Origin of the sequence: Pseudomonas taeanensis MS-3 (assembly GCF_000498575.2) — a bacterium.
GTDB lineage: Bacteria > Pseudomonadota > Gammaproteobacteria > Pseudomonadales > Pseudomonadaceae > Aquipseudomonas > Aquipseudomonas taeanensis.
Window position 1 is genome coordinate 263827 of record NZ_AWSQ01000002.1, and the last position, 19235, is coordinate 283061.

Sequence of the window (19235 nt, forward strand, 5' to 3'; positions counted from 1 at the left end):
GGCCCTGCTGAGAGTAAATAAATCCCTTCTTGGCAGGTGCGCGGCAGCCTATGTTAGGTCGGAGTGAATTGAACTCATCACCAACAGGGAGGGCTCAATCCTGTCTCGCTAGCAAGTCAGGTGCCGAGACGCAAACCGCCGTGCAATGACAGCGCAGGAAGAGGTAATTATAATTTGATTAACATTTAATGACTTAAGTGATCGGATAACTCATGGAAAGTAAGACTGCGCGCCTCACGGTACTCATTGATCCCGTCAAGAAAAAAGCATTCGAGGAGCTCTGTGCAGCACAAGACGTGACGCCTTCGCAGGTCGTCCGCCAACTGATCCGTGACTACCTGGAAAGCCACGGTGCCAGCTATGCGACCAAGAGCAAGCATGTCGCAGGTACCAAGTAACGACCCGCACTCTTCGTTGTCTCTAGAGGGCGCTACGTCATCTAAGGATTTGACCACTACAGGCGTAGCCCGTGGCGTGCGCTACTCATAGACCCCTAGCGCGGTGTTGAGGTTGGCGTAGTAATTCTCAGGGCCAATTTCTTGCAGAATGCCCGCCTTGCCGAGCTTGTTGAACACCGTCGTGTTGGCCTCGCAGAGTTTCACCACGATATTACGCTTGTGCAGCTGCTGAATGACTTCTTCCAGGGTTTGCAGGCCGGTGATATCCATAAATGGTACGCGCTTCAGGCGGATGATCAGCAGGCTGGGGTCGGAATGGGTCTGTGCCAGCACGCGCTCGAAGGTCTCAGCCGCACCAAAGAACAGTGGCCCTTCAATCGTATAAATCAACACTCCCGGCGGCAAGTGGAAGTCGCCATGGATCCGAAGCTCTGCTTCAAGCTCATGCTCGACGACCTGTTGCACCTCGACAGATGAGGCCATGCGGCGCATGAAATGCAGCAGCGCGAGAATGACGCCTATATTCACGGCGACTACCAAATCAGTGAACACCGTGAGGCTGAAGGTAATGAGCAAAATAACCACATCAGCGCGTGGCGCTCGCTGAACCATGCGTTTGAAGTGCTTCAACTCGCTCATGTTGTAGGCGACCACAAATAGAATAGCGGCCAGGGCGCACAGAGGGATGTTCGAAGCCAAAGGCGCCAGGAATAGAATAATCAGCACCAAGGTTACGGCGTGTGTGATGCCGGCCAGCGGGCTCGTGCCGCCGTTACGGATATTGGTTGCAGTGCGGGCAATCGCTCCAGTGGCTGCGAAGCCGCCAAACAATGGAGTGGCAAGGTTGGCGATCCCCTGGCCGATCAGTTCCTGGTTGGAGTCGTGCCTGGTGCCGGCCATGCCATCGGCCACTACAGCAGAGAGAAGCGACTCGATTGCCCCAAGCATAGCGATAGCGAAAGCCGGGCCGATCAGATCGATGACACGCGATAGCGTTATTTCAGGCAGGCCCAACTCCGGCAAACCTTGAGGTATACCGCCAAATGCGCTGCCAATCGTGGCGACCCCATCGAAATGAAAAAATGATTGGATCCCTGTAACGATCGCCATTGCTATGAGCGGGCCGGGTACCCGTTTGAGTCCGGGAACTCTGGAAGCGGTGACGACCAGGAAAAGGCTGAGCGCGGCCAGCAGCGTGGTGGCCACATGCAGACTCGGCAGTGCCTGCAGCAAATGCCAGAGTTTCTCGTGGAAATATTCTCCGCTGAGTTGCGGTAAGCCAAAAAAGTCTTTCCATTGTCCGACCCAGATGATCACACCGATACCTGCGGTGAAGCCGACGATCACCGGATCGGGGATGAACTTGATGATTGCACCGAGCCGGGTGATGCCCAGCAATAGCAATATGCCGCCGGCCATCATCGTGGCGATTTGCAGGCCATCAACGCCATGCGTGGCGGTGACGCCCGCCAGTATCACGATGAACGCACCTGTCGGGCCGGCAATCTGCAAACGGCTGCCACCAAAGAGAGATACCAGCAGGCCGCCAATGATCGCGGTATAGATCCCTTGCTCAGGCTTGACGCCAGACGCAATGGCAAAAGCCATCGCAAGAGGCAGCGCCACGACCCCAACTATCACGCCAGACACTAGATTGCGGAGCCAGTGCTCGCGCCCCAGCAAGCCCGCCCTCCACGCCTCACGTACTGCAATCATGACTAGCTCCTCAATGGCTGCATGTGCATAATATTAACATCCAATGATAATGACAAAGCCTTGATCAGCGGTATCGTGCCGCTCGAGATGGCTATGGTGGTCAAAGCTGGAGAGCGTTGAAAAAGCGTGCACTTGTGAGTAGACGTGTTCGAGAGCGCATATAGCCTGGTGATTGACATGAATCGTGATGCCGTGAAAACCAAACATGCCGAAGGCATTGCCTTTGACACCTATGTGATCGCAAACCCGACCAACCCCAAGGAATGGATCGTGTTCTTCAAGAAGGATGCCGGGAGAAGTTTTTTCTTGGTTGATGACAGCGAGGAGGTCGAGTCATTTGGGCATCTGGATGACTTGATCGCCGAGCTCCGGGACTTGGGCATCAAGACCGCTGAAATCCATTTTTAACCCTTTGCCTACTCCCTGGAAGCATGATCATGTCAGTGAAGATTGAGCATCTGTCCAGTCAAGCGAAGAGCTTTGGTGTGTCCGTTTCGGCACCAGGCGTGTGCAGTTTCGAAATGGAAAAAGTGCCCAGAATTATGCCGCCCAACTCAAGGCGCGGATCGAGGATCTCCATGTCTACCCTCGGCTTAATCTGTCGGCGAACACCCGTAGCCGATAAGCGCTGGCGAGGTTGAACCTCACTTGCATGCCAATGGAATTGACCGGCTGCTCTTGGCCGGTAGTCGCCAGTCGCATCTGACTGGCGCCGGCCAGTAGCGGCCACTCGATAGAGCCTAAGAAATCCGGGGCGACTCATAGTGGACGCTTCCGTACGAGCACATTCAAGCTTGCTGGGCATTCAGTAAGCGACGTTCATACCACCAAATCAGCAGGTAGATCAGCGTGATGACGCTCCCTGCAACCGCCATTACTGTGAAGATCAGAGCCGCTTGCCTAGGGATGAATTCCAGCAGTGAGGTCAGAAACTGGCCCGAGAAGATGGCCATCGACAGGTAAGCCAAATTGCGGCCACGCCTTGCGGCGGGTGTGCGCGCCACTGTCATGTGGTTGACCAGCGGAATCGAGAAGCCGAAGCCGATACCGGAAAAGAGGGCGCCGAGACTCATTAACTGCATGTCCTCGGCGAGGCCGAACAGGATCAGACTGGTCGTGAAGCTTGCAAAGGCCAGCGTCAGGGTAATGATCTCGCCGATTTGCCTGGCAACCCAAGGCAATAGCATGGCTGCCGCAACCGCTACCAATGAGATGGCAGCCAGAAAGAAGCCGATCTGCGTCTCGCCCAAGCCCATGCCGGATAACTCCAGTGGTAGCAATACAAAGGGCGTGAAGAACAACATCATCGCTGCTGTGGCTGCCAGGTAGACCCATCCCATGCCAGTAACAGAATCAGAGGATGTATCTGTCGCTATGTCAGCGTGTTCATCTGAGGGTGTGCGACTGGGTACCCATGCGCGCAACATCAACAGCATGACCCAAGCCAGCAGGTAGACCGCAAAGGGCCAGTGCCAGCCGATCCCGGCAAGAATGCCGGCGGCAGTGAGGAACAACACGCCACCTAGTTCGATAGCCATGCCTTGCTGGGCGAGCACCTTCAGACGCTCATGTCCCTGATACCAATGCGAGATCAGGCTGGTCCCAGAGACCATCACCACGGCTGTAGCGCCTCCCAATAATACGCGGTCGGCAAACACCAGTGCCGGGCCTGACAGCATGGCGCCAGCTACGCCCAGCAGACCGTAGCTGGCCAGGCCCATTTGCAGCGCTGTATAGGCACCAACACGATCAATCAATCGCCCGGCCAGTGGCGCAAAAAGAATCACACCTAATGCTGGAAGGGTGACCAGCCAACTGGCGTGGCTACTCACACCCAGAGCAGAAGAAATGATGGCCAAGCCGGGCGCTACTACCGAGCCCACCATGATGACCAGACAGGCCACGGCCAGCAGGGTAAAGCGTCCGCGTGACGAGAGAGAGGCTGGGATGGTGTTGGGTTTTCCATTCATGAACAGGAGCCTTGTTTGATGATGGCGCGACGGGTTCCCCGCGCACTGTTATCCGGCGCTATACAACCGGCTCTTGGGGATAAAAATGTTGCCTACGATCAGGCGGCAGCCGATTCAAAGCTCTTGTCTGTCCAGCGCATGGCAACGTGCAGAAGCAGTGCGCTTGCTGACAGGGCTACGCTGAGCCCCATCACACCCGGCCAGCCGTATGCCGTCATCAATTGGACCCCGGAGGCGGAGCCAATGGCGGCGCCGAGGTAATAGAACAGCATGTACACGGCGTTCAGCCGGCTTTGCGCAGATGGCTCGATAGCAAATACGCGCACTTGATTGGGCACCTGAGCGGCGAACACACCGAGGTCTATCAGTACGATGCCGATGACCAGGCCGATGAGTGAGTACGAATAGCCCCACATCACCAAGGTGCCTACCAGCAATACCAAAAGAGCCGAACAGATAGTCCGCCAGGTGCCCAGTGACCCGACCCAGCGACCGGACACTTTGGCGCCGACAATGCCGGCCATGCCGGCGATACCGAACATGCCCGCCTGTTGCAGGTTCAGGTTGAGTGGTGCATTGGTGAGGTGCAGCGAGAGGCTCGCCCAGACCGCGTTGAAGGCGGCAAACCACAGCGCGCCGGTCAGTGCCGAGACCCTCAGCAGTGCATGCCTGCGCAGGAGGGTGAACATTGAGCCGATCAGCGCTGGGTAACGCATGCCGGCAACCCGCGAGCTTTCGTTTGGTAGCAGGCGCCAGAGCAACAGCCCCCAGATCAGCGCTGTGGCAGCAGCCATCCAGTACACGGCTCGCCAGCCCATGTGCTCGGCGATACTGCCGCTGAGCACACGAGACAGCAAAATGCCTGCGGTCAGCCCACTCATCAGCGTGCCCAGTACTCGACCGCGCTGTTGTGGTGATGACATAGAGGCGGCGAGTGGAATCAGCTGCTGGGTGATATTGGCGCCGAGGCCCATCAGAAAAGTGCCAAGCACCAGGATCAGACCGCTCACCGTCGTGGCCTGCAGCACCAGCGCGCCCACCAGCAGGCAGGACAACAACCCAATCAGTTTGCGGTGTGGCATGACATCGCCCAGCGGCGAGATCAAGAGAATGGCGGCGGCGTAGCCGATCTGGGTGGCGAAAGGCACTAGACCTAACTGCGTGTCGCTCAACGATAGGTCATCACGCAGCGCGGGTAATAAAGGTTGATAGTAGTAAAGGTTGGCCGCCGTGAAGGCGACGGCCATGGCCATGAGTACTAGCAACACGTAGGAGGGCGCCTCTATCCCGGTAGGGGATACTGATGCCTGGTTTGCGTGGGTAGATGACATATTTGAGTCTCTGCGAATGTGCCCGTGTAGCGAGCAATGCGCAGATTCTAGTGATGCCCATCTAATAACAGAAATGATGATATGGTATCTAACCTATACCATATTAGTATCAATCAAGGCGGCGTGATGGAGCTCAAAACCCTCAGAACCTTTGTCGCGGTGGCGGAGTTACGCAACTTCTCGGCCGCTGCACGTCTGCTGCATACGGTTCAACCAGCCGTCAGCCGGCAGATTGCCGAATTGGAAGAGGAGCTGGGTACGCCGCTGCTATGGCGCAGCACGCGGGAGGTGAGGGTTACTGCCGCCGGTGAGGTGTTGCTGGAGGATGCCCGTCGTTTACTCGCGCTTGAGATTGAGGCGCGCGAGCGGGTGACGCGCGCGGCCCGCGGTCAAAGTGGTCAGCTGCGAATCGGCTACATGAGCTCAGCCACCGCACGCTTCTTGCCTACTCTGTTGCAGCACTTCAGTCAGCGTAATCCGGAGGTGCACGTCGAGCTTTTCGAGATGACTGCTCAACAGCAGCTCGAAGCCTTCGCCCGTCACGAGATTGATCTGGGTTTATCGCGGCCGTTGCCCAAGCCTGCGCCTCTGGGTCTGGAAAGCCTGTTGCTCTATCAGGACCGTTTGATGGCAGTCCTACCGCAAGCGCATCCGTTGGCCAAGGGTAAGCAGCTGTCACTCAAGGCATTAGCCCGAGAAGATTTCGTGCTTTTCGAGCGCGGGCAAGCCAGTGGCCTGTTCGACCGAATCATCAGCGCTTGCGGGGAGGCGGGCTTTTCCCCGCGAGTGGTACGTCAGCCAGCGCAGATGCAGACACTGCTCAGTCAGGTAGCCAGCGGCACGGGCTTGGCGATTGCGCCGGCCTGCATTCGTTATCTGCAAAGTGACGGCTGCGTCTTTATCAAACTGCACCCAGCTCCGCCGCCCATTGCGCTAGAACTGCACTATCTAGGGAGTCCACTACGGCCGACCGTTGAAGCCTTCTTAGAGGAAGTCAGCCAGATGCGAGAGCAAATTAAAACGCAGATGGAACCTGAATAACCCAGGTCGAGTTCATCGACGAGAATCTCGACCACTCGCAGTGGATTTTCTTCGGTGACGTAATCGTCCAAGCACTCCGGCAGCTACGTGACTTGCGACCGAGCCTCACCTTCAATGAATCGCTTCATGATCGTCCCCGACATGATCTCGACGATCAGAAGGTTAGACAAGCGCAGGCGTTTCACACAGCCTGGGTCGCTACCGACCCCTTACCGCTCTTAGGCGCGGGTGCCTGGGGTACCGCGAGCGTTCTTCTTCCGTAGGATCATCGACGCTTCGTTGTAGGCATTCTGGAAGGCGTCGCCGCCGATCCAATCCACTGCCGTATCTTCGTCTTCATCGTGAAAGATCCCCCGATAGGTGATGAGCAGGCCCATCATGAAGTCGGTGGCTGCGTCTTCCGCTTCTTCGGCGACCACCAGTTCCAACACCGGGTATTGCAGGAACACCAGGCACATCGCTAATAGGCTGATGTTTTCGCCGACTTTCATCGCCTGGAACAGATCGTCGAAGTGCGCTGGGTCGAAACCGTTCTCTTCGATGTCTTTGAAGTCGAAGGTGCTCAGGTCGATTTCGACATCATCGAACGGCTCGTTGATCAGCGGATTGGCCAGCACCGGATGTACCGCATTGGCTTTGGGCTTGCCTGAACGGTTCTGTTTGGCCTTGATTTTGGCCCGCTGGGCGCGTTTTTGCTGTTTAGTTGGGGAGGCCATGGAGGCGAGTTCCTTGTCCGGTGCAGCCATATTCATGGCCCAGGATAATCGGGCGCACATTGTATTCAGTCTTGGCTGGGTTCGTCGGTCAAAAGGGGAGAGATTTATTTATCCTGCTGTAAGCGTCCGCTGTCGACCGATTCTGTTGAAAAAGTCGATGCTGAGCAGAAGGGCTCGAGAGGAGGCCTCGTGACGCCTGTTTTTTGCGCTTCTACGTGAAATTCAGAGCAATTCGATAGCTGCGCCATCTCAGACCTCAAAGCCAGGCACGCACTTTCTGCGCTAGAACCAAGAGCGGAGTTTTTCAACAAAATCGATCCTTTGCGTCCGTTCGCGGATATCTTGAAACTGGCAAAAAAGAGGTTTGAAGATGTTGCCGCAATAGGGCTGATTCATATTTGCGAGTTGCGCTGGCTATCTATCTGGGTGCACGGGAAATGTAGTTGATGAATAGTCGGAATAGATCGGCATTACTGGAGATCTGTAGGCGCTGGTAAATATTGTGCTTATGAACCTTTACCGTGCCTTCGGAGATTCCGAGCAGGTGGGCAATGGATGCGTTGCTGTGGCCTTGAAGGAGGAGTTTGGCGATGTAGCGCTGAGCGTCAGTCAGTTGTCCCTGAAGAATGTCCACAAAGGCGCTTTCTAGGTGGCTTTCCGGATTACCGGGGGCTACGCCTGGCTCTTCCGGACGCAAACGCCAATGTGCCTCAAATGCCTGGGTAACGATCGGTGCCAGCGTTTGCAGTCGCCGGACTTCTAATTCCGTGAAAGGTCCGTGGCTTTGCTCTTTCATCAGCGAGAAGACGACGGCCGTGTGTGCCTGAAGCGGGATGATGTAGCCCAGCTCCTCGACCAGACTACCGTGAGTGGATGAAATGCAGGGATGGATATCAGGCGAGATAGCGAAACCCGAGGAGAGGAAGCTGTCCGGCGCCAAGTCGCTCATCCGCCAAAGACCTGCTGGGTGCTCATGCATGCAAGCGACGTAGAAAGGGTCTAGCAAATAGCCGCCACGAGCGTAGGCGCTCAAAGTCTTTGTTGGCACCATGCCGTTGTAGCCGTCGTGCAGGAGCACGGCGGTGCGATCGAAGCGAAAGACATAAGCGCAGCTCATGTCGAAACGCACGTCGCCCTCCAGCAAGGCGCAGAGGCTCTGGCCCAGATTTTCGGTACCCACGGCGGCGATCACGCCTGCTACCTTGCTTGCTTCCTGGTTGTTCATACGAAACCGTACTGTTTGCCTTGACCCGGGGAGTACAGCGCCGTCCCTTTATAGGATGGCGCTGCACAGTTCAGGACAGACCGGCCGAGACTTGCAATGAATCGCGGGGGAGTTCTTCGTTGCCGAGCTGTAGCGCCTTCGGCACTGCCAGCCAATAGGCAATGGCCATGCCGATGAAACCGCCACTGAGTTTTCCAATAATCAGCGGAAGGATCAAGGTGGGTTGGAAGTTAGCCGAGAAGGCCATGTGGTCGCCAAAAGTAAAGGCGGCGCAGACCGAGAAAGCGATCACCAGGACCTTGTCCTTGGGTGGCATATCCGCGACCAGGCGGAACATCGCCAGGATGTTCGCCGAGGCGGCGAGAATACCAGCCGCACCAACCGGCGACATGCCTAGTTTGACGGCCACCAGTTCGAGGGGGCGGGAGAGGTAGCGTTTGATCAGGCAGACCATTGGGAAGGCGCCGCAGAGCATGATGCCAATGTAGCCGGCGATTTCCAGTGCGCGGAACTGATCTTCCTCGTCGGCGATGATGGGGGCGAAGCCCCAGTTGCCGAAGGTACTGCTGAATACACCGGTGAAGTACTCAACGATGGACGCTACCAGGATCAGCGTGACGGCCGCGTAAATGATGCGTCCCAGCGCCAGGAACAGCCGCACCATCAGGCCAGGGAGGTATCGCAGGGCGGCTGCCAGGAAGACACAAAAGAGGATCAGCGGTAGCAGATTGCGCAGCAGCAACGGCAGCGTGAAGTTCAGCGCCTGAGTGGCTGGGCCACTGGTGGCAATATCAGGGCGTACGCCCAGGCCCAGCCACTGCATGGCCATGGCGACGGTAATGATGCTGATCGGGATACTTAGCAGCCCGGCCATGATGCCCAGCGCCATGTACTTATGGTCGGCTTTGTTGAGCATGGCCAAGCCCACCGGAATGACAAAGATAAGGGTCGCGCCGGACTGGAAACCGGTGATCAGCCCAAGAACCCAACCCTCAGGGTCTTCGGCCAAGGAATGGGCGAGCTGATATCCCCCCATATCCGAGGCAATGAAGATGGGGCCGGCGATGCCGGGGTCGGCGCCCAGCGCGGAAAACAGTGGGGCGACCCAGTGGCCGATGAAACTGGATATGAAGGGAATGGCTGCCATCGTGCCGGCCACTGGAATGAATATGGGGCCGATGCTATGCAGGCCCGCGGTGAACTCCTTGCCCAACTCTGACTCCGCGTTGACCACGGAGGCGATAGCGCCAATTACGGCGCAGGTCATGATGAGGTAGATGACGTACGTACCGATGTTTTCCATAGCTGCCTCGTCTCTTGTAAGTTTTTTGTTAGGGGGCAGAACGTAGGTAGGTTGAATACCTATTATTTTGGTGTTCAGTCCTCTAGGCCCGGAGGTCAGGCTGCGGTGTAGGCATTGTCGACGAACAGATGCGTGCCGTTGACGAAGCTGGCGTCGTCACTGGCCAGGAACAGCGCGGCTGCGGCCACTTCGCTTGGGTCGCAGAGGCGGCCCTGCATAGCACGTAGTGCCTCGTCGGTAACTTCTGCGCCAAACTCGCGCAGCAGGTCAAGCTCACGCCGGCCGTGGGCGGTGCCGATAAAGCCCGGGCAGATGGCATTGCTGCGGATGTTGCGGTCGCGGAACTCGACGGAGATGGCGCGGGCAAACATGTGGCAGGCACCCTTGGTGGTGCAATACAGAACCTCCATGGGTGTGCCGACCACGCCGGAGATGGACGAAGTGCAGATGATGCTGCCGCCGCCGGCCTCAATCATCTTCGGCAGTACGGCCTTGGTCACCAGGAACATGCTCTTAACGTTGATATTCATCAACCGCTCCCAGTCATTTTCGCTGGTGTCGAGGAAGGGCGCTGCGTGAATGGTTCCGGCGTGGTTCATCAGCACCGTGATGGGACCGAAGCGCGCTTCAGCCTGGGCCACCGCGCTGTTGACCTGCTCGGCTACCGAGACGTCCGCAGGTACGAAGAAGGCGCTACCACCCGCTGCGTTAATCCGCTCGGCTACCGCCGCACCTTCGCTGTGGGGCAGGTCGAGGATGGCGACCTTAGCGCCTTCGCGTGCAAAGAGTTCAGAAACGGCTAGCCCGCAGCCGCCAGCGCCACCAGTGATCAGAGCCACCTTGTTATTCAGTCGTCCCATGATTGTCTCCATTGCTGTTAGTCGGTTTGACCGTTTTCACGCTAGGGACGGGCTGATGGACTGTCTATATGTCGCTGGATATAGGAGCCGATAACTAACTGTTTTAAATGAAGTTAATTACAAGGACGGAATGTTGAATGACCTGTGCTGGGCTCGATGATGGCGCGCAACTGAGTTCGCTGACCGCAACAAACGCTCCTTTTGGCCGTTAAGAGCATGTGCGCGTAAGAGGCCCTGCGACGGTGATCGGGCGACTCTGCAGACCCGCCACATCAGGAGGGCCCTTATTGTCTCAACGTCCAAGCTCTATATACCCATCGACATATGGTGGTTGTTTTAGGGTGCCTTCATTCTGTCCCCAATGAATCCGATAGACGCAGAACGATCGTCCTGATCTAGCAAATGTCGCACGAGCAACGCTCGTGACTTGGAGTCAGCACATGGGTGAACGCTTCAACGGTAAGGTGGCACTTATCCCCCGCGGCACAGGAAGCTATGGGCTAGCCGCCGAATCTTTTGCAGTGGAAGCAGTCCACGTCGGTAGCGCTGAACTACGCAGCAGTGACGGCGCCAATGTCGCCGTGCATTGGTGTGCAGCAGGCCATGAAATGGTCTCTGCGCCTACTGACGTGTCTGATGCGAGCAAAGCACCAATTCCAGGGCAGGGCGTAAAGGCCGCATTGGCTTCGCTCACGGTACCGATGAACCCTGCTGGCAGCTTTTCCGCCGTTCCACAGCTTGAGGCAACGGGAGTGGAATGGGCGCGAGCCGTGAACGTGAACAACCTGTTGTTGGTCACCAAGGCCGTCCTACCCGTACTGATTGGCGGTGGTGGCGCAAGCATTGCCAGCACCTGCGCCATATCAACCGTCGCTGAAACCGCGACGGAGTTCCTGCACAGCAACAGTAAGGGCGCGGGCTATATGTTTGCCTGCGCGGCTTAGTCTTTTGTCAGTGACGACGCGAGTTTGGTGAGCAAAACACATTCATTTTCCGACAATGGATACATCGCAATCTAAGAAAAAAGTGGGAGAACAATAATGAACACTTCATCGCACAACATGCACATCAACGAATTCGGCCTTGAGGACGCACATTGGCGCAACTGGGTCGGCAACCAGTCCTGTGTTCGCGCAGCTCGTGGTGCGCCGGCAAGTGAGGATGAGCTTTGCAGCATGATCAGCGATGCAACCGGCAAAGGACTGAACGTCCGGGTAGCGGGTTCCGGTCACTCGTTCACGCCTGTTGCACTTACCAGCGGCCTGCATCTGACACTATCCAATATGCAGGGCGTACGCCACATCGATCACGCCAACCTTCGCGTCACGGCAGCCGCGGGGACTACGATCAATCAACTCGTTCGAGTCCTCAAGGCCGAAGGCCTGTCGATGATCAACCAGGGCGACATCGACAGCCAGGCTCTCGCAGGCGCTTTGACGACGGGAACGCATGGCACGGGCCTCACGCTCGGCAATATGGCGTCGTCAATCGTGGGCATGAGGCTCGTTCAGCCAAATGGCGAGATCATCGTTGTCGACGAAAGCACGCCGGACCTGCTCCAGGCTGGGCGGGTTTCGCTCGGCGTTCTTGGGGCGATTTCCGAAATCACCCTTCAGGTGACGAATAGCTTCAATCTTCACGAACGCATCTGGCGCGAAGACTTCGAAAGTGTCATGGAAAAGCATGACGAAATGGCGAAAAAACACCGCCACTTCAGCTTCTTCTGGTGTCCGTACGAGCAGAGCCGACATTGCTACTGCCTGCCCGACACTTCAGCCACCTCCAAGACCGGACGTACAACCGATGTCTGCGAGGTGAAGGTTATGGACATAACAGACCGTCCGATTTTTGAGAGTGAGTTCGAAAAGGTAGCCTACAGCTCGGACGCCTATCCGATTGAGTACGTTCCGAACTTCCACGAGCTTGAATATGCGGTGCCTATAGCTCATGCAAAGGACGCGCTCAGAGCCGTGCGCAAACTTATGCTTGAGGACTTCCCTGAAGCGATATACCCCATCGAGTATCGCTTCACTGCGGGCGATGGCGCGTGGATGAGCCCCTTCTTCGAGCAAGACAGCGTGACCATCTCGGTGTCCGGAGAACCAGGAACCGACTACTGGGATTACCTACGCAGCGTTGACAGGATACTGCGTTCTTATGGCGCAAGACCGCACTGGGGCAAGATGCATTTTCTGACCGGAGATGACGTCACCTCCATTTATCCCCGCGCGAATGACTTCCGCAACTTGCGTCGGAAACTCGATCCTCAGGGGTTCTATCTGAACGATCACCTCAGTGCTCTTTTCAAGTAGAGAGCCCCGGTTCGCCATATTCCGTGGCCCTGGGAGGCCATACTGGCCTTCCTAGGGATATACCTAACAAGTCAGCACCAATCCAACCAAGTCGCAGTAGGCGGATTCATCCAACAACCCGGGTTTACCGGGTTGTTGCGTTTTACAGGCGTACCTCTCCTGAATGGGGCCAGAAATGTCACGAGCCACCCACAGATCCGACTGAACGAACAACCTGATCAGGTGAGCGGCGCTTTTGGCTCAGTGCAATCTCTCGGCAGGTTGTTCATCTGGAGAACATGTCAGGGAGTCGGGGGCCGCGCACTGTCGGGGATGGCTGCTTTTGGCCGGTTCTGTTGAAAAAGTCAATGCTGACCAGAAGGGCTAGAGAGGAGGTCTCGTGATGCCTGTTTTTGGCGCTTCTACGTGAAATTCAGAGAAGTGCGATAGCTGCACCGTCTCAGGTTGCAATGCCAGGCACGTACTTTCCAGCGCTAGAGCCAAGAGCGGAGTTTTTCTACCGAATCGGCCGGTTGTTGCCTGTCGTATAAGTCCGCTCAGGGCGTTTCCCGGCATTTGCGTACAGCGCTCAACCTTCGCCCTTGATCTCTTTCAGGTGCTTGTACACCGTCGCCCGGCCCATGTTCAGCACGTTGGCCACGTAGTTGGCGGCGCTCTTGCCTTTGAACGCGCCTTCGGCGTGCAGCGCTTCGACCAGTTCGCGTTTGTGCTCGCGGGTCAGCACATTGAGGCCGAGCTGGCGCTGGCGCAGCCAGGCGTTGAGGAAAGTGTTGATACGCTCCTGCCAGTCGTCGCGGAACAGCGAATCCGGCTGCGCAATCAGCTTGCTCGGTGAGAGGAACAGGTCCAGTGCCTGCTTGGCGTTCTCGAACAGTGAGATATTCAGGTTGATGCACAGCACGGCGATTGGGGCGCCCTGGGGGTCGCGCAGCACGCTGCTGACCGAGCGGATCTTCTGGCCGTCCCAGTTGAGTTTCTCGTAAGGGCCGATATTGCGCTCGTCCACTTCCTCGCTGAGCATGTCTTCCAGTGCGGCATCGTCACCGATCTCGCGCTTGGAGATGTTGTTGGCGATGTAGTCGACCTTCTGCGTGCGCAGGTCATGCAGCACCACTTCGGCATGGGGGAAGAACAGGGTGGCGATGGCGTCGGCGATAGCCCGGTAGTTGTCCAGGTCGGAGACGGGGGCGTGGCGGGGCGGCGTCATGCGGGCAACTCTTTGAGTGTGATTCACGGGCAGTCCTGTGGCGCGGTGAGTGTGCCGCAAAGCAGCCGAGGCGTCACCTGTGTGCCGTCTCGGCTGTCTGGTCAGCTCAGTCGCGCGGGGGAGAGCATTTCGGCGCTTAGACCGAATTGCTTGAGGTGTTCCGGCAAGGGTTCGCCGCGTACCAGGGCGGCGCAGGCCTGGCCCATGGCCGGGGAGGTCTGGATGCCATAGCCGCCTTGCGCGGCGCACCAGAAGAAGCTCTGTGTCTGCGGCGCATAGCCGCCGACCAGGTCACCGTCGGCGACGAACGAGCGCAGCCCGGCCCAGGTGTGTGCCGGGCGCCGAATGCTCAGGCTGGTGTGCTCCTCGATCTGGTAGATGCCTAGGGCGATGTCCAGCTCTTCCGGTTGCACGTCGTGGGGTTCGACCGGGTCCGCATTGGCCGGAGAACCGAGTAGTAGGCCGGCGTCGGGCTTGAAGTAGAACGACTCGTCGAGGCTGACCACGCAGGGCCAGGCATGGCTGTCGAGGCCTTCCGGGCCGTGGAAGGTGAAGGCGGCGCGGCGCTTGGGGATGAGTCCGATCGGCGCTACGCCGGCCAACTGGGCGATCTGGTCGCACCAGCCGCCGGCAGCATTGATCAGCACCCGGGCACGGTACTGCGTGCTGCCGCAGTCGACCAGCCAGTCGTCGCCGTCACGGCTGATGCGCTGCACTTCGCGTTGAGTGTGGATTTCCCCATCGTGCTGACGGATGCCGCGCAGGTAGCCCTGGTGCAGGGCATCGCTGTCGATGTCGGCGGCGCTCGGGTCGAGCATGGCGGCCTGCACCTTGTCGCGGCGCAGCACCGGAACCAGGGCGCAGGCTTCATCCGCATCCAGCAGGCGCATGCCCGCCACGCTGGCCTGGGCGCTGGCGAACTGGCGCTGTAATTCTGCGGGATCGCCGCTGAAGTCGACGACCATCTCGGTGCGCGGGCTGAGCAGCGGGTGATCGCTGAATCCGGCGGGAGGGCTGTCGAAGAAGGCCCGGCTGGCGGCGGTCAGGGCCCTGACCTGGGGCGTACCGTAAGCCAGGGTATAGAGCGCGGCGGAGCGGCCGGTGGAGTGGTAGCCGGGCTGGCTTTCGCGCTCGAGCAGCAGGGCCTTGCCGTGGGGTGCGAGGAAGTAGCCGGCGGACGCGCCGGCGATCCCGGCGCCGATGATCAGGTAGTCGACCCGCTGCATCACTGGGCGATCTCCTGGCGGCATTTGAGCTGATAGAGCGCGTTGGCCAGAGCGATGTCCTCCAGGCCCAGTCCGATCGAGCGGAAGAAGGCGTGGCGCTGATAGTCGGGCTGTGCTGCCTGGTTGGCGAGCAGTTCCGCCAGGTCGCCGCGAATCTGTGCACTATCCCAGTCGTACTGTTCGCTGGCCAGGCGCATTTCGCCGGCACTGGCTGGCGTGGTGGCGCGGTAGTCGCAGTACACGTCCATGTCCGGCAACGACTGCGGCGGTACTTCGTGGGCACCCGGCGCATTGGTACTGATCGAGGTGATCAGCGCCGGTCGGCTCAGGCTGGCCGGGTCGAGCACCGGGCCGGCGGATGAGGTGCAGAGCATGATCACCTCGGCCTCGTCGGTCGCCTCCTGCAGGCTGCTACACAGCTGCAGGCGCGGGTCCAGTTGCTGCAACTCGAGGCCATGCGCGACGCCTTGTTCGAGCAGGCCCGGTGAATACATGCGGATGCTCTGCCAGTCGCGCAGACCTTTGGCGTAGTGCACATGGGCGCGGGCCACCGCGCCGCTGCCGATCACCGCCAGGCGCGTGGCCTGTTTCGGTGCCAAGGCGTCGACGGCCACCGCAGTGGTGGCCGCGGTGCGGGCGGTGGTGAGCAGGCCGGCATCGCAGAGCAGAAGGGGCTGGCCGCTGTGCATCGACATCAGCAGGGTCCAGGCAGTGATCAGCGGGCCTTGCTGGCGCACGATATAGGGCGAAGTCTTGACCCCGTATACGCCTTGCGCGGCCCACACCCCGAGATAGTTGATGAAGTCGCCCGTGCCGTTGGGGAACTCGACCAGTTGTTGCGGTGGTTGCACTGCATTTCCGCTGACCAGGTCGAGGAACATCGCAACCATTGCCTGGTGCACGTCGATTTGTGTGAGCAGTTGCTTGGTTTCGGCGTGGTGAAGCACGTAGGGGGTGAGGTTAGGCATAAGGTCGCTCTGCTTGGGTTTGTACCTAAAAGTCTATATTGGACTTTTATGTACAAACGAGCAACCGGGCGATACGCCAACTTCATGCGTGCGTGCGACGTGCGTCAGCTTCGGGTCGGCTGCTGGCAGTTCCGCTCAACGGCGCAGGGCCGGGAGAAAACTCAACCAACTGGTCGGTAGGCGACTACGCAAAAAACGGGTCAGGCCAACTCGACGTTTCTGGTAGACCAGCCCGAGACCAATAACGGCTAGACCCAGCAGGCTGAGGACGACTGGGAACAGCAGTGAGTCCTCGAACACCCGATGGGCCAGATAACCCAGATATCCGGCCACGCCGAGAGCGCCGAAGATCATGAAAACTGTGCGGCGCAGTAATACGGCGAAGCCAATCAAGCTCAGGTTGATCAGGCAATAGAGCGCCTTGCCCAGTTCACTGACGCTGTCCATCAGGCTCAGCCCACCCCAGAACGCCAGAAGGCCGGCCAGATAGCCCCAGAAGGCGAAATCCTGTTTGCAGCGGCCATCGATCCACAGGCTGGCGAGTAATAGCAGCAGGCCAAACCACAGCGAGACCCAGCGCCGCTCAGCCCAAGCGAAACCCTCGCCGTAGGCCAGCTCAGTCAGGTCCATCGACATGAACCACAGCGCCAGGGCAATCGGCATGACGATAAAGGGGAAGGGCAGCAGGCGTAGCATCAGTGCGCCGACGATCACCGTGGCCAACTCCATGACCAGCCAGCCGCCCTGCACGTAGACGTAATAGTCGTGGTAAGCGTCTTGCCCGTCATCCAGCGGCCATAGGCCCAGCATGCGTTGCACGGCGAACACCAGCAGCGGGGTCAGACTGACCGCCACCGCCCCCAGTAACCCCCCGGGAATCACTTGGCCGCGTTGCCATAGGATGTGACCGCAGAGGGTGAACAGCAATAAGTAGCTAGCACTGATGAGCAACAGAGCCAGGTCGCCGACACGCATCCAGGCTTCGCTGAGTAGCCAGCCCATGGCGCCAATGATCAGCAGTGCGCCGAAGTAATAGGCGACGTGTGCCAGCTGCAAGCTGGCGTGGGTTTGCGGTTGTTGGCGCAGGAAGGCCAGCAATGCCTGGTCCTGACCGGGTTGCAATACTCCCACCTGGACGGCGCGGGTAAGGTCGGCGGCATCGAGTTTGAAGGTCATAGGGCGGGCTCCGTTTCCCTAATGGACAGCCGCTCCGTCTGCATAAGTCACAGCTGTCGCACCGAGTCAGCGGACACAAAAAAGGCGAAGCCGCGGGCTTCGCCTTATTTCATTGCCACGTCTTAGTGCTTGCGCGGAACCGTTTTGAGCAGCTCGTCCGGTGGCATCTCGCAGTTGATCTTGCGCCCCAGCAGCTCTTCGATCCCCGGCAGGGCATAAGCGTCGTCTTCGCTGGCGAAGCTGATCGAGGTGCCGCTGGTGCCGGCGCGGCCGGTACGGCCGATACGGTGTACGTAATCGTCCGGATCTTCCGGCAGGGTGAAGTTGATCACGTGACTGATGGCGTCGACGTGGATACCGCGACCGGCGACGTCGGTGGCGACCATGACGCGGATCTTGCCTTCGCGGAAGCCTTCCAGGGCACGGATGCGCTTGTGCTGCGGCACGTCACCGGACATTTGCACCGCGCTGATGCCGTCGCGGGTCAGGCGTTCTTCGATACGCCGTACCTCATCCTTGCGGTTGGCAAAGACCATCACGCGGATCCAGTCGTTCTGCGCAATCAGGTTGTACAGCAGCTTGTACTTGTCGCTGGATGCGACCATATAGACGTGCTGCTCGACGGTGTCGCTGGCGACGTTTTCCGGTTCGATCTCGACGATGGCCGGATCGATGGTCCACTGCTTGGACAGGTTCATCACGTCGTCGGTGAAGGTTGCGGAGAACAGCAGCGTCTGGCGTTCGCCCTTCATCGGGGTCTGGCGGATGATCTGCCGCACTTGTGGGATGAAACCCATGTCGAGCATGCGGTCGGCTTCATCGAGGACCATCACTTCGACCATGTCCAGGTGCACTTCACCGCGCTGGTTGAAGTCCAGCAAGCGACCCGGAGTAGCCACCAGAATGTCGCAGAAACGCGATTCGAGCAGTTTGAGCTGCTTGTCGAAGTCCATGCCGCCGACGAAGCTCATCACGTTGAGCCCGGTATATTTGGTCAGATCTGCGGCGTCCTTGGCGATCTGCACCACCAGTTCGCGGGTCGGCGCGATAATCAATGCGCGCGGCTCGCCCATGTAGCGCTCTTTCGGCGGCGGAGTCTGTTGCAGCTGGGTGATGATCGAGATCAGGAAGGCCGCAGTCTTGCCGGTGCCGGTCTGGGCACGGCCGATGGCGTCCTGGCCTTTCAGGGTGAAACCAAGCACCTGAGCCTGAATCGGCGTGCAATAGGGGAAGCCGAGATCGTGGATGGCATGCATCAGCTCGGGGGAAAGTTTGAAGTCATGGAAACGCGTCTTGCCTTCTGCAGGTTCGACGGCGAAGTCTTCCAGCTTCCAGTTGTCCACGGGCTTGCGCGCACGTTCGCGGCGTGGTTTGTCGACTTTGTCCTGGCCGCTACGGGGCGGTTGGTCCGGATTGCTGGTTGCAATATCAGCGGACGGCTCACGAGCGGCACGCGCGGGCTTGGCGGTGTGGCTGCGCTTTTCGCGGCTGGAGGCGCTGGCATCGGCTGCTGGTGCGGTAGCGGGTTGGCTGGCTGGATTGAGCTGCTGGCCCTCGGCTTTGCCGAACATCTTCTTGAGTGCTTTGAGCACGGTCATCTCATTAAGTGGTTAAGGAATGAACGGTTGCCAGTGTAAAGCAAGAAGCCGGCGCGGCGAAGTACCGCGGCCTGCGGGCGCTACCAGCATGGCGCATGGCCCGGTTCAGACGGCTTATGGCCGTCGCCGGAAAGAGCCGATTGCTGCTCTGGCCCGCGGCTGGGCGGCAGGTGCTGGATATCGCCAGG

Annotated in this window: 17 protein-coding genes; 5 read left to right on the forward strand and 12 right to left on the reverse strand. The window is 58.7% G+C overall.

The window, feature by feature from the left end:
* The first annotated feature begins 212 nt into the window (after positions 1–212).
* Complete coding sequence (locus tag TMS3_RS09300) at positions 213–398, forward strand: ribbon-helix-helix protein, CopG family (protein WP_025164999.1); 186 nt, start codon at positions 213–215, stop codon at positions 396–398.
* 81 nt (positions 399–479) lie between these two features.
* On the opposite strand, the gene TMS3_RS09305 is transcribed toward TMS3_RS09300, so the two are convergent.
* Complete coding sequence (locus tag TMS3_RS09305) at positions 480–2114, reverse strand: SulP family inorganic anion transporter (protein ID WP_025165000.1); 1635 nt, start codon at positions 2112–2114, stop codon at positions 480–482.
* 177 nt (positions 2115–2291) lie between these two features.
* Here TMS3_RS09305 and TMS3_RS09310 point away from each other — a divergent pair, with 177 nt between their 5' ends.
* Positions 2292–2522 carry a hypothetical protein gene (locus TMS3_RS09310; RefSeq protein WP_025165001.1) on the forward strand — a complete coding sequence of 77 codons (231 nt, stop codon included), beginning with the start codon at positions 2292–2294 and terminating at the stop codon, positions 2520–2522.
* A gap of 380 nt (positions 2523–2902) precedes the next feature.
* Here the strand turns inward: TMS3_RS09310 and TMS3_RS09315 are convergent, their stop codons facing one another.
* Both TMS3_RS09315 and TMS3_RS09320 read right to left on the reverse strand, forming a co-directional pair.
* On the reverse strand, positions 2903–4084 hold the full coding sequence (locus TMS3_RS09315; RefSeq protein ID WP_025165002.1) for an MFS transporter: 1182 nt from the start codon (positions 4082–4084) through the stop codon (positions 2903–2905).
* A gap of 98 nt (positions 4085–4182) precedes the next feature.
* A complete protein-coding gene (locus TMS3_RS09320) occupies positions 4183–5352 on the reverse strand; it encodes an MFS transporter (RefSeq protein WP_200929619.1) in 1170 nt (389 codons plus the stop codon).
* 189 nt (positions 5353–5541) lie between these two features.
* On the opposite strand from TMS3_RS09320, the gene TMS3_RS09325 reads away from it, so the two are divergent.
* On the forward strand, positions 5542–6456 hold the full coding sequence (locus tag TMS3_RS09325) for a LysR family transcriptional regulator (protein ID WP_025165004.1): 915 nt from the start codon (positions 5542–5544) through the stop codon (positions 6454–6456).
* 218 nt (positions 6457–6674) lie between these two features.
* Here TMS3_RS09325 and TMS3_RS09330 read toward each other — a convergent pair whose 3' ends face one another.
* The 4 genes from TMS3_RS09330 to TMS3_RS09345 all read right to left on the reverse strand — a co-directional run bounded on the left by TMS3_RS09330 (position 6675) and on the right by TMS3_RS09345 (position 10560).
* A complete protein-coding gene (locus TMS3_RS09330) occupies positions 6675–7172 on the reverse strand; it encodes a hypothetical protein (RefSeq protein ID WP_025165005.1) in 498 nt (165 codons plus the stop codon).
* A gap of 418 nt (positions 7173–7590) precedes the next feature.
* Complete coding sequence (locus TMS3_RS09335; RefSeq protein WP_025165006.1) at positions 7591–8397, reverse strand: LuxR family transcriptional regulator; 807 nt, start codon at positions 8395–8397, stop codon at positions 7591–7593.
* A gap of 70 nt (positions 8398–8467) precedes the next feature.
* Positions 8468–9700 (reverse strand): ethanolamine utilization protein EutH, encoded by a 1233-nt coding sequence (gene eutH, locus TMS3_RS09340; RefSeq protein WP_025165007.1) that lies wholly within the window; start codon positions 9698–9700, stop codon positions 8468–8470.
* Between the two features lie 95 nt (positions 9701–9795).
* A complete protein-coding gene (locus tag TMS3_RS09345) occupies positions 9796–10560 on the reverse strand; it encodes an SDR family NAD(P)-dependent oxidoreductase (protein ID WP_043301847.1) in 765 nt (254 codons plus the stop codon).
* Positions 10561–11000: 440 nt separating this feature from the next.
* Between TMS3_RS09345 and TMS3_RS24605 the strand changes: the two genes are divergently transcribed.
* On the forward strand, positions 11001–11504 hold the full coding sequence (locus TMS3_RS24605; RefSeq protein ID WP_083491736.1) for an SDR family NAD(P)-dependent oxidoreductase: 504 nt from the start codon (positions 11001–11003) through the stop codon (positions 11502–11504).
* 96 nt (positions 11505–11600) lie between these two features.
* Entirely contained in the window at positions 11601–12872 is a 1272-nt protein-coding gene (locus tag TMS3_RS09355; protein ID WP_025165010.1) for a D-arabinono-1,4-lactone oxidase, read from the forward strand.
* Between the two features lie 568 nt (positions 12873–13440).
* Here the strand turns inward: TMS3_RS09355 and TMS3_RS09360 are convergent.
* The 5 genes from TMS3_RS09360 to rhlB form a co-directional block, all read right to left on the reverse strand.
* Positions 13441–14079: a helix-turn-helix transcriptional regulator gene (locus TMS3_RS09360; RefSeq protein WP_025165011.1), complete on the reverse strand. Its 639-nt coding sequence runs from the start codon at positions 14077–14079 to the stop codon at positions 13441–13443.
* A 101-nt stretch (positions 14080–14180) separates the two neighbouring features.
* Positions 14181–15305 (reverse strand): NAD(P)/FAD-dependent oxidoreductase, encoded by a 1125-nt coding sequence (locus tag TMS3_RS09365; protein WP_025165012.1) that lies wholly within the window; start codon positions 15303–15305, stop codon positions 14181–14183.
* Positions 15305–16273 carry an ornithine cyclodeaminase family protein gene (locus TMS3_RS09370; protein WP_025165013.1) on the reverse strand — a complete coding sequence of 323 codons (969 nt, stop codon included), beginning with the start codon at positions 16271–16273 and terminating at the stop codon, positions 15305–15307. The genes TMS3_RS09365 and TMS3_RS09370 overlap by 1 nt, the downstream gene beginning before the upstream one ends.
* Before the next feature lie 135 nt (positions 16274–16408).
* On the reverse strand, positions 16409–17449 hold the full coding sequence (locus TMS3_RS09375; RefSeq protein ID WP_025165014.1) for a DUF2157 domain-containing protein: 1041 nt from the start codon (positions 17447–17449) through the stop codon (positions 16409–16411).
* Positions 17450–17571: 122 nt separating this feature from the next.
* Positions 17572–19041, reverse strand: coding sequence for an ATP-dependent RNA helicase RhlB (rhlB, locus tag TMS3_RS09380; RefSeq protein WP_029866261.1), 1470 nt, complete (start codon positions 19039–19041; stop codon positions 17572–17574).
* Positions 19042–19235 lie beyond the last annotated feature (194 nt).

Excerpts from the sequence above, each read along its gene's own strand:
- TMS3_RS09300 (WP_025164999.1), top strand. The coding sequence starts at position 213 with ATGGAAAGTAAGACTGCGCGCCTCACGGTACTCATTGATCCCGTCAAG.
- TMS3_RS09305 (WP_025165000.1), bottom strand. The coding sequence starts at position 2,114 with ATGATTGCAGTACGTGAGGCGTGGAGGGCGGGCTTGCTGGGGCGCGAG.
- TMS3_RS09310 (WP_025165001.1), top strand. The coding sequence starts at position 2,292 with ATGAATCGTGATGCCGTGAAAACCAAACATGCCGAAGGCATTGCCTTT.
- TMS3_RS09315 (WP_025165002.1), bottom strand. The coding sequence starts at position 4,084 with ATGAATGGAAAACCCAACACCATCCCAGCCTCTCTCTCGTCACGCGGA.
- TMS3_RS09325 (WP_025165004.1), top strand. The coding sequence starts at position 5,542 with ATGGAGCTCAAAACCCTCAGAACCTTTGTCGCGGTGGCGGAGTTACGC.
- TMS3_RS09330 (WP_025165005.1), bottom strand. The coding sequence starts at position 7,172 with ATGGCCTCCCCAACTAAACAGCAAAAACGCGCCCAGCGGGCCAAAATC.
- TMS3_RS09335 (WP_025165006.1), bottom strand. The coding sequence starts at position 8,397 with ATGAACAACCAGGAAGCAAGCAAGGTAGCAGGCGTGATCGCCGCCGTG.
- eutH (WP_025165007.1), bottom strand. The coding sequence starts at position 9,700 with ATGGAAAACATCGGTACGTACGTCATCTACCTCATCATGACCTGCGCC.
- TMS3_RS09345 (WP_043301847.1), bottom strand. The coding sequence starts at position 10,560 with ATGGGACGACTGAATAACAAGGTGGCTCTGATCACTGGTGGCGCTGGC.
- TMS3_RS24605 (WP_083491736.1), top strand. The coding sequence starts at position 11,001 with ATGGGTGAACGCTTCAACGGTAAGGTGGCACTTATCCCCCGCGGCACA.
- TMS3_RS09355 (WP_025165010.1), top strand. The coding sequence starts at position 11,601 with ATGAACACTTCATCGCACAACATGCACATCAACGAATTCGGCCTTGAG.
- TMS3_RS09360 (WP_025165011.1), bottom strand. The coding sequence starts at position 14,079 with ATGACGCCGCCCCGCCACGCCCCCGTCTCCGACCTGGACAACTACCGG.
- TMS3_RS09365 (WP_025165012.1), bottom strand. The coding sequence starts at position 15,305 with ATGCAGCGGGTCGACTACCTGATCATCGGCGCCGGGATCGCCGGCGCG.
- TMS3_RS09370 (WP_025165013.1), bottom strand. The coding sequence starts at position 16,273 with ATGCCTAACCTCACCCCCTACGTGCTTCACCACGCCGAAACCAAGCAA.
- TMS3_RS09375 (WP_025165014.1), bottom strand. The coding sequence starts at position 17,449 with ATGACCTTCAAACTCGATGCCGCCGACCTTACCCGCGCCGTCCAGGTG.